Origin of the sequence: Pedobacter sp. (genome assembly GCF_045628745.1) — a bacterium.
Classification (GTDB): Bacteria; Bacteroidota; Bacteroidia; order Sphingobacteriales; family Sphingobacteriaceae; genus Pedobacter.
Genome location: NZ_JAZQPU010000285.1, coordinates 1 through 2,366 on the forward strand (window position 1 = coordinate 1; position 2,366 = coordinate 2,366).

At 39.2% G+C, this 2,366-nt stretch carries 3 protein-coding genes, 1 tRNA gene and 1 pseudogene; all 5 read left to right on the plus strand.

From position 1 onward, the window contains the following. Nucleotides 1-1,143, plus strand: a 1,143-nt coding sequence (tuf, locus tag ACR2F7_RS10670) for an elongation factor Tu (RefSeq protein ID WP_432713552.1), incomplete at its 5' end; no start/stop codon positions are given. 97 nt (nucleotides 1,144-1,240) lie between these two features. Then, a tRNA-Trp gene (locus ACR2F7_RS10675) sits at nucleotides 1,241-1,311 on the plus strand. Nucleotides 1,312-1,324: 13 nt separating this feature from the next. Further along, nucleotides 1,325-1,522, plus strand: a complete 198-nt coding sequence (gene secE / locus ACR2F7_RS10680) for a preprotein translocase subunit SecE (protein WP_432713553.1) — start codon at nucleotides 1,325-1,327, stop codon at nucleotides 1,520-1,522. Between the two features lie 15 nt (nucleotides 1,523-1,537). Continuing rightward, a complete protein-coding gene (gene nusG / locus ACR2F7_RS10685; RefSeq protein WP_432713554.1) occupies nucleotides 1,538-2,080 on the plus strand; it encodes a transcription termination/antitermination protein NusG in 543 nt (180 codons plus the stop codon). Between the two features lie 65 nt (nucleotides 2,081-2,145). Beyond that, a pseudogene (locus tag ACR2F7_RS10690) lies at nucleotides 2,146-2,366 on the plus strand (50S ribosomal protein L11); the annotation flags it as partial.

The following is a 2,366-nucleotide window of genomic DNA, read 5'->3' on the forward strand; positions in this document are numbered from 1 at the left end:
GGCACAATCGGTCACGTTGACCACGGTAAAACAACCTTAACAGCAGCTATCACTAAAGTGTTATCTGATGCAGGTTTATCTGAGGCGCGTTCATTTGATTCGATTGACTCAGCTCCTGAGGAAAAAGAAAGAGGTATCACCATTAATACATCACACGTTGAGTATTCAACTGCTAACCGTCACTATGCTCACGTTGACTGTCCAGGTCACGCGGATTATGTGAAGAACATGGTTACTGGTGCTGCGCAAATGGATGGAGCTATCATCGTTGTAGCTGCTACAGATGGTCCGATGCCACAAACTCGTGAGCACATTCTATTGGCTCGTCAGGTAGGTGTTCCTTCATTGGTTGTATTCATGAACAAAGTGGATATGGTTGATGATCCAGAATTGCTTGAATTAGTAGAGATGGAAATTCGTGAGTTATTATCTTTCTATGAATTCCCAGGTGATGACATTCCAGTTATCCAAGGTTCTGCCTTAGGTGGCTTGAACGGTGATCCGAAATGGGTTGGAAAAATCATGGAATTAATGGATGCTGTAGATAGCTACATTCCAATTCCTCCACGTTTAACTGACCTTCCATTCTTAATGCCTGTTGAAGATGTATTCTCGATCACTGGTCGTGGTACTGTAGCAACTGGTCGTATTGAGCGTGGTGTAATCAACTCAGGAGATCCAGTAGAGATCTTGGGTATGGGTGCAGAAAATCTTAAATCAACTGTAACAGGTGTTGAGATGTTCCGTAAGATCCTTGATTATGGTGAAGCAGGAGATAACGTAGGATTATTATTACGTGGTATTGAGAAAACTGATATCCGTCGTGGTATGGTTATCTGTAAACCAGGTACTGTAACTCCTCACACAGATTTCAAAGCTGAGATCTATGTATTGTCAAAAGCAGAAGGTGGTCGTCACACACCATTCTTTAATAAATACCGTCCACAATTCTATTTCCGTACCACAGACGTTACTGGTGAGATTTCACTAGCTGAAGGAACTGAAATGGTTATGCCAGGTGATAACGTAACAATCACAGTTAAATTGATTAACGCTATTGCAATGGAAAAAGGTCTACGTTTCGCTATCCGTGAAGGTGGTAGAACAGTAGGTGCTGGTCAGGTAACTGAAATTTTAAAATAATATTTCGTACATTTGTACAAAATATAAGAAAGCTTAGTACTTAGGTACGGTTAATATGTGCCGAACACCTAAGTACTAAGTCTTTTTAATAATATACACGGGAATAGTTCAACGGTAGAATAGAGGTCTCCAAAACCTTTGATCAGGGTTCGAATCCTTGTTCCCGTGCAAAAACTAAAATATGGCTAAGGTAGTTCAATTTTTTAAAGAATCATATGAAGAAATGACCCAAAAGGTTACCTGGCCTGCATGGGCGGATTTATTAAATTCGGCAGTGTTGGTTCTAGTAGCTTCATTTATCATTGCGTTGGTTATCTTTGCAATGGATAAGGGGTCAACTTTTATTTTGGATACTTTTTATAAGTCACTTTCTAATTAATATATAAATAGCTAAATGAGCGATCAGTTAAAGTGGTATGTAGTTAGGGCTGTTAGCGGGAAAGAGAAGAAAGTTAAACAGTATATCGATTCTGAAATTAGTCGTTTAGGTTTCTCACATCTTGTTCCACAGGTATTGATCCCTATGGAGAAGTACTACCAGATGAAAGATGGTAAGAAAATTGCCAAAGAACGTAACTTCTACCCGGGTTATGTTTTAATTGAAGCCGCATTAGACGGTGAGTTAGAACACATCATAAAAGGCGTTAACAGTGTTATCGGATTTTTAGGGGATAAAGGCGGTAATCCAGTACCTATGCGTCAAGCAGAGGTTAATCGTATTTTAGGGAAAGTTGATGAGATGAGCCAGCAAGGTGAAACCATGAATGTTTCTTACTATGTTGGAGAGAACGTTAAGGTAATGGATGGACCATTTAATGGTTTCACAGGTGTTATCGAAGAAGTGAACGAAGAGAAAAAGAAACTTAAGGTAATGGTTAAAATCTTTGGACGGAAAAGTCCTCTGGAGCTTAACTATATGCAAGTTGAAAAAGAATAATAAGACCTTAAATGTTACATGCTTCCAATATTTAACATTGAGTATTACAATTAACAAAACAGAAAATGGCAAAAGAAGTCAGTGCGCTTGTTAAATTACAAATCAAAGGTGGAGCTGCAAATCCATCACCACCAGTAGGACCTGCATTGGGTGCTAAAGGGGTGAACATTATGGAGTTTTGCAAGCAATTTAACGCTCGTACCCAAGATAAGCCCGGTAAAGTATTACCAGTTGTAATTACTGTTTATGCTGACAAGTCTTTCGAATTCATCATCAAAACCCCTCC